Below are 6872 nucleotides of genomic sequence, written 5' to 3'. Positions count from 1 at the left end.
CAGACGCCGGAGGGTGGCCGGTTATTGATCGGAATGCTGGCCGGCTTCATCCCGGAATGGTGGCCGACTTCAAATCGGAATACCCGGCCGGTTTGAATCGGAATCCGCAGCTTCCAGCAATCGCTGCTCCTCGCCGTCCTGTAGGCGGCGATTACGACCGCGCGGTGGGACTGGTCGACGGATCATCCGGCACGGGTTCTGCGCGAGGTGAATGCCCCACTCCTTGCGACCGATGTCGATCGCGTGCCCGAGCGTGTTCAACTCGCGGATCACCGTCGCTGGCGCGACCTGTGCGAGACGCTCATCGCGGTATTTCGCGACGTCGGCGGGGGTGAGCATCGCGAGCGTGCGAAAGCAGATCGACCGGGTCAGCATTCCTCGGATCCGATATGCCTCGGAGGAGGCGCTACGCTTGGCTGGCGTGATCTCGGCGACATAGCGCTCCAGGAGCTCGCGGACCGTCATCTTCTCAGCGACACGTGTGTCTGGAAGATTGCCGCATCGATCGAGTTCAGCCTCGAGACTCCGAGCCCACTTTTCGGCGTCTGCCTTGCCGTCGAAGCTCTTCGCACGCGGTTGGAGGCCTTTGCGGCGAACCATCGCCTGCCAGCGTCCACGCAATTTCCGTATCGTCGCCATGAAAGTGCTCCTCGTCTGCACCTCCACGCGTAGGGGACCGGTGAGTCGGCGCCAAGGATGAATCCCAGATATTCCGACCGGCCAAGGGTTGTAGCCGAGCCTGCGCACCTTCCCGCATCAGTTGCGCTCGGTTAGCTTCGGACTCTTGGGAAATCGACAGGAGGGTAATGATGCTGATTGGCGGAGTGGTGCTCTATCTTCTCGTGGCCGCAGGCGTGCTGGCGATGGCTGCCAAATACGCGTTCGGACCAGCTCCAGCGGCGCATCACGACAAGGCGCTCAAAGCTGACGGGACGGAGCCGACGATGGCAACGCAGATCGTGCTGCGAGTCGTCTACATACCCATGGCCGCAGCCTGCGCAGCCTTAGCCGTCGTTGTCGTTGTGCTGGCCCTCGGCCCGATCCGGAATGGCGAGTTTTGGGCATGCACCACGGCCACTGTGGCGGCATTGGTGCTCGGCGTGCCGACTTCGGCGTCCTCATGGTGGTTCGAAAAGAGCACTGGCGTGCGTGGCCCCTATCGTGATGTGATAGCTCTGACGGCCCTCAACATCGTGGCCTTTCTGCTTGCAGCCTCTTCAGCGATCGCATGACGCTGGCGTCTCGGGCTGCGGCTTTCCCGCACTCTCGGTGGCACTGTGCCGCGTTTGTGCCGATCCATCGTTGGCGCGTGCACGACCTCCTTGAGAGACGCGGCAGGTGTCTGGCTGGCAAGGAGTAGCCGGGGATCATCGCGCCAGAGAGTGCTGCTCTGCCACGGCGACACTTTCTTTCTCGAAAACGCGTTGCATTGCCGTCCAATGCGCACGAAGCGAGTGGACGCTGATGTCCGAGCTAGGCGGCCCGTTTCGGAAAGGTATCGCGTTCTCGCCTGATCGATACCGTCTCCAGCAGCTCTGGAAGCGCGACCGGGTGAGAACACAAATATCCTTGAAGGTATTGAGCGCCAGCTGCAAGAGCGATCTCCATCTGCTCTTGAGTCTCAACGCCTTCTGCCGCAACTTCTAGTCCAAGCGAGCAGGCTAGGTCGACAATCGCTTTGAAGGCAGAACGAGCACCCTCAGGATCGGCACTTAGGGCTTCTATAAAGGAGCAATTGAGTTTTAGACCATCAACTTTGTAGTTCTTCAGGTAGCTGATTGAGGCATGCCCGTTTCCGAATTCATCGATCATGATTCGGATACCTGCTTCACGGAGGACAGAAATATTCTGAACCACTGTCTCGCTGTGCTGTATGAGCGCGCCTTCGTTTATTTCTATTTGGAGGCGACTGGGCTCCATGCCAGTAGCTGACAAAATCTTCTCGACAGTTGGCCCAAAAAACTTGTCCCGAAGCTGCACGGCTGAAACATTCACCGCAACAACCATTTCGCCGAGGGCAACGCCTGCCCGGCAAGCCGCATTCAGCACCCAATAGCCAAGCGGCAGGATCAATCCTGCGTCTTCCGCGAGAGGGATTATCTCGCAAGGCGAGATGATGCCGTCGCGAGGGTGACGCCAGCAAAGCAGAGCCTCGACGGCAACGACCGTCCCGCTATTGGCGCGTAGGATTGGCTGATAGACAAGGCTCAATTCGCCCTCACGAGATAGAGCAGCTCGCAAGTCCCGCTCGAGAATACGGCGGCGAGTGGCACTTCGGTTCATTTCTTCGTCGAAGATCGCGTAACCGTTTCTCCCGGAACTCTTTACCTTATAGAGAGCCATATCGGCATTGCGGATCAGGTCATCGGCGACGAAATGCGTTTCGAGAGGGAGTGCTGCCCCGATAGATACACCGATATCTACCTCCTGGTTGTCTATTAAAAACGGGGCGCCAATGACCCTAACGATTTCAACAGAGATCGTCTCCACTTCGCCAACGTTAGCGACCTGGTTCACCAGCATTGCGAACTCATCGCCGCCAATCCTAGCCAATACATCATCCTTCCGAATGATGCCTTTCAAACGACTGCTCACTTGGCAAATCAGACCGTCTCCAGCAGGGTGGCCTAATGTATCGTTTACATGCTTAAACCTGTCGAGATCAAGATAAAGCACAGCGAAGAGGGTTCTAGTGCGTTCGAACTCTCCAATCCGGTTGCGGAGCTCCGACGCAAAATGAAAACGGTTTGAGAGCCCCGTCAGCGCATCATGACGGGCCATATGATCGATGCGCTCGTGCGACTTCAGGAGTTTCTTCGATGTCCTGTGAAGACGGAAGAGCATGAAGCCGGCCAGTATGAGAATCGCGCCCCCAGCGGTAGATAAAACTGGCGTGATTTCGCCCATGATTTTCGTGCCCGGCCGCTGCACGGTCCACACGAGGTATCCTAGGCTTGCACCAGCCGAATTAAGGGGGAACCGCGCTTCATGTTCACCGACTGACCCGGTCCAGGAGAACCTGGGTCGCTCAATGAAGAAATCCGTTGAGAGCCGCGTAAGAAAGGCAGCATCCAGAAAACGGACCGCAATATGCACCGGTTCGTCGCCCGCAACTTGTGGGATTGCTCCTGTCTCCGAAACGATTGGAGCCGCGCTCACCACTGCGGGACGATTTTCGAGCAAGACGTAGTCCCGAAGGAAGCCTGGCCTGGCTTCCTCCGAATCGCCGGCGCGTCTTTGTTGGCGAAGCGCATCGACGATAGGTTGGAGGAGCGTAGCGTGGGCGAAATAGCTTCCCTCCGGGCGTGATGCCCCGCCGATCATCGCGTAGATAGATACATCGTCGCCATCGAGTATAAATATTCTATCGATGCCAAAGTAATCGTGCATCCATACGCCGAGATTGCTATCAAGCCAATCAGGATCCCTGTCGCCGAGAACGTGCTCGACTGCATCATCCCAGATCGTAGAGGTTTGTTGATCCTTTGTGACCTGAGCAATTCGCTGTTCCAGAAGATGTTCAACGAGTTGGGTTTCCCGTTGTATCGAGCTTGCATCGGTTCGTGTCGTGGACCAGAAGGTGGTCCCGGCAACGAGCGCGGTCATCAGCCCAAGGACGAGGACGCTCGGAAGAACCACCGCTAACATAAAACGACCGGTAACCCCCAACACCCACGTTCCCCCAATAACGGTTACAAATCGACACTACGATGTGTTCGTAAATCCATCGATAACGCGGGGTGCGTCGGCTGCTGACCTTCATCTCGGTTGGCTGCAGCTGAGTTCGGTTGAGCGGAACGAGACTACGCCGCATTCTCCGGACGTGTTCCCGACGGCGCCTCCGGACCCCGAATCTAACGCCTTTCATCCCTACACAAAGCGAAAGATAAAACCGGTCGGCGCGGCTTCCAGATAGGTTCATGGAGTCGATGTGGCTCTTTCGTGCCAGATGGACTCGCTTGAAGCTCCTGAAGCAACAAACTCGTTTGAAAACAGTAGCTTCGCAACTGGTAGACGTAGGCGAGCGGACGNCAGATGGACTCGCTTGAAGCTCCTGAAGCAACAAACTCGTTTGAAAACAGTAGCTTCGCAACTGGTAGACGTAGGCGAGCGGACGCTTCGGAGGGCAGCGCTCTATCCAGCTGAGCTACGGGTGCCCGGGTCGCGGGCGGGATCCGGCGTGCGGATTGCCTGATGCGAAAACTCCCTAGCCGATCCGGGGCCGGACGGCAAGAAGCGTTGATAGGTTGGGATGTGGAGCTTGCGCTCCTCTCCAAAGGCAGAAGGTCACAGGTTCGAATCCTGTCGGGTGCTTTGTCGCTATGGCTACCGCTCTGCGGCTTGGCGGCTGCGAGCCGATGGTAAATGGTGCGGCGACGGGTGCCGAGGACGTGGCGCGTGATCTCGTTCGCGAGCCACGCCAGCCTCGAGCGCGAGCACGCAGCAGAGATCGTGATGGAAACGCTTGACCTAAAAGAGCCAGTCGTCCGGGACAGCGCATTAGGGGGCTTCGAGGCGTCCGTCTTCGATCAAGAGCACCCTAATTAGAGAGCGGACCGAATGGCCCGCTTCTCGAACCAATCGGAGATCAACCGGCGGGAAAGCTCACCCTAACGTATCAACGCTCCTGCTAAGCGTCTGGACGCCAGGATTGGCATCCTTCAGCGCCGCAATGTAATTACGCGGGAAGAGCAAGTGGTTGACCGTTTCCATGCCCATAAAGTCAGCGATCTTGTTCGTGAAAGACGAGCAGTTATAAGCGACCGCGTGCCAGAGGGGGCTGCTGCCCTGAAGCTGCCGGATCCGGCCAACGATACGCTTATACTCTTCCGGTGTGAGTGCGATGGTCATCTCGTTCTGAAGATATCTAATCTCGGTGTCGCCGTCCGAGAAGCCGGTCTCGGATGGGACCGGGGCGATATGGCCCATGGAATAGGCAGCGTTGCCGCCTGCGGGGTGAAGACCGGCGATCTCGGTCATATCCGAGATGAGGACACCCCCATTGTCGTAGGGGACGCTGCCGCGAAAATCGAGTTCGCCGAAGGCGACGAACGAGTGGCCGTAGCTCTCAGCATTACGGGCACGGAACGAGATGAAGTAGGGTTTCGCCAACTGGCCAACGGCGCTTTGCCCCGACCAGGGTGTGAACCGAACCTGCTGTTCGATCCCGGCGAAGCTCGAGGCAGGAGCACCGACCGTCGTATTCGAACTGGAAGAAGTTGATGAGCAACCGGCAAGGGCCGCGATCAAGATTGCGATCGCAGTGAATTTCACAAGATACTTTGTCATGTCGGTCGATCCCAAACGCGTCATTGTTCAGCCTCTCCGGCATGAGCATTCACGACTTGCTGTGCAAATATGGGGAGAGTTGCAATCCCCTAGGAGCTGACTAAGGCCTAAGTTGGGTGCGCAGATCTCCAGCAAGGCCGCATCATTCACCAAAGATGGGGTGCGGCTGAAAACGAGTGCAGACGCGTTCTGGAAGTCTCTACCGCCGCAAAAGCTGAATCCTTTGGGCGGTCGCAATGATTGATACAAAGGCGGTCGGATGGCGATCGGGCGGGACCATGCAATAGTCTCCGCCGCAAATCGCTTTTCGACGGATTCCCTGGGACGGGTTCATGGATCTTTCTCTGGTCTTGATTGCGGTCGGCGCATTCCTGCTCGGCGGCGCGGTCAAGGGCATCGTTGGGCTGGGCCTGCCGACCGTTGTGTTGGCCCTGCTCGGCACGGCGCTCGGCCTGCGTGAGGCGTTGCTTCTGCTTGTGGCGCCGGCGTTTCTGACAAATGTTTGGCAAGCCGCCACTGGCGGCTTTCTCGCGGGGCTGCTCAAGCGGCTGTGGCCGATGCTGCTGGCGACCGTGCCCGGGATCTTCTTGGGGACCACGGTGCTCTTTCGCGCCGACCAAGGCACCCTCGACATCCTGCTCGGGACGGCGCTCTGTGCCTATGCGGTGCTCGGGCTTGCCGGCGCTAGCTTTGCGGCGCCGGGTCGGCACGAGCGAGTTTTCGGACCTGCGATTGGGCTCATGACGGGCTTGACGGCAGGCGCGACTGGCACGCTGGTGCTGCCGGTCGTGCCCTATCTGACTGCGCTGGGGCTCCGGCGCGACGAACTTGTCCAGGCGATGGGCCTGTCGTTCGCAATGTCCAGCCTTACCATCGGAGCGATCCTGACCGCTCAGAGCGCCGCAGCATTTGAGGGGATCGCCACGTCTCTTCTACTGGTCGTGCCGGCGCTGGCCGGTATGGCCATGGGTCAGCGCCTTCGACAACGGATAGCGCCGGCGCGGTTTCGGCGATGGCTGTTTCTGAGCCTCCTCATCCTCGGCACAAACCTCATCCGGCGCGGGCTGGCGGCGCTGTTCTGACCCATACCCCCCAATTCGAGACCTTATGGCAGCGCCTGCAGGCCGCCATATCAGTTGGGCGCCGTCCCGAGCGAACTGGCTGTTGAGCAGGTCGGGAAGTGGTTGGTCGCTTACTGCATGCTATCAGATCGTCTCGACCGCGAATCGCTATCGATGCCAGATGTGCGGCCACGTGTCAGGGATGGCCACCGGCGCGGTTCGTGATCACGACGGTTGCCGTATCTGCGTCCTGGCTGAAACGCTCACCAGCGAGTCTCCTTGTTCACCTGGTGGATGCTATGGCGATGAATGTCTTCCCTGACATTCTCAAGAGTGAGCTGCGTGACCTCGATCGGTGGCGTTGCCAGGGGAATCGCATTTGGAAATTTTTGTAGTCTGATTGTTCACGTGCGTTTGCGGTTGCGATGGATTCTTCGCTTGGCCGGCGGATTTTCGCCGTTGGGAGGATGCCGTGGAAGAATTTGTCGCCTGCTGGGAAGGGCTTGATGATCCGCGCACCGG

6 protein-coding genes are annotated in these 6872 nt (G+C 58.6%); 2 read left to right on the top strand and 4 right to left on the bottom strand.

The window, feature by feature from the left end:
- Positions 1-69: 69 nt before the first annotated feature.
- Positions 70-639 carry a hypothetical protein gene (locus VQ042_RS24235; protein WP_331822838.1) on the bottom strand — a complete coding sequence of 190 codons (570 nt, stop codon included), beginning with the start codon at positions 637-639 and terminating at the stop codon, positions 70-72.
- A gap of 167 nt (positions 640-806) precedes the next feature.
- Between VQ042_RS24235 and VQ042_RS24230 the strand changes: the two genes are divergently transcribed.
- Positions 807-1232, top strand: coding sequence for a hypothetical protein (locus VQ042_RS24230; RefSeq protein WP_331822837.1), 426 nt, complete (start codon positions 807-809; stop codon positions 1230-1232).
- Between the two features lie 241 nt (positions 1233-1473).
- Here the strand turns inward: VQ042_RS24230 and VQ042_RS24225 are convergent, their stop codons facing one another.
- Together VQ042_RS24225 and VQ042_RS24220 are read right to left on the bottom strand one after the other, a co-directional pair.
- Positions 1474-3672 carry a putative bifunctional diguanylate cyclase/phosphodiesterase gene (locus VQ042_RS24225; RefSeq protein WP_331822836.1) on the bottom strand — a complete coding sequence of 733 codons (2199 nt, stop codon included), beginning with the start codon at positions 3670-3672 and terminating at the stop codon, positions 1474-1476.
- A 933-nt stretch (positions 3673-4605) separates the two neighbouring features.
- Positions 4606-5289, bottom strand: coding sequence for a hypothetical protein (locus VQ042_RS24220; protein WP_331822835.1), 684 nt, complete (start codon positions 5287-5289; stop codon positions 4606-4608).
- Between the two features lie 332 nt (positions 5290-5621).
- Between VQ042_RS24220 and VQ042_RS24215 the strand changes: the two genes are divergently transcribed.
- Positions 5622-6371: a sulfite exporter TauE/SafE family protein gene (locus VQ042_RS24215; RefSeq protein ID WP_331822834.1), complete on the top strand. Its 750-nt coding sequence runs from the start codon at positions 5622-5624 to the stop codon at positions 6369-6371.
- Between the two features lie 262 nt (positions 6372-6633).
- Here VQ042_RS24215 and VQ042_RS24210 read toward each other — a convergent pair.
- Positions 6634-6872 (bottom strand): hypothetical protein (locus VQ042_RS24210; protein ID WP_331822833.1); only part of this gene is annotated, 239 nt, incomplete at its 5' end.

The organism is Aurantimonas sp. A2-1-M11 (assembly GCF_036549475.1).
In the GTDB taxonomy this organism is placed as follows: domain Bacteria; phylum Pseudomonadota; class Alphaproteobacteria; order Rhizobiales; family Rhizobiaceae; genus Aurantimonas.
This window is presented reverse-complemented; position numbering and strand designations above follow the sequence as displayed.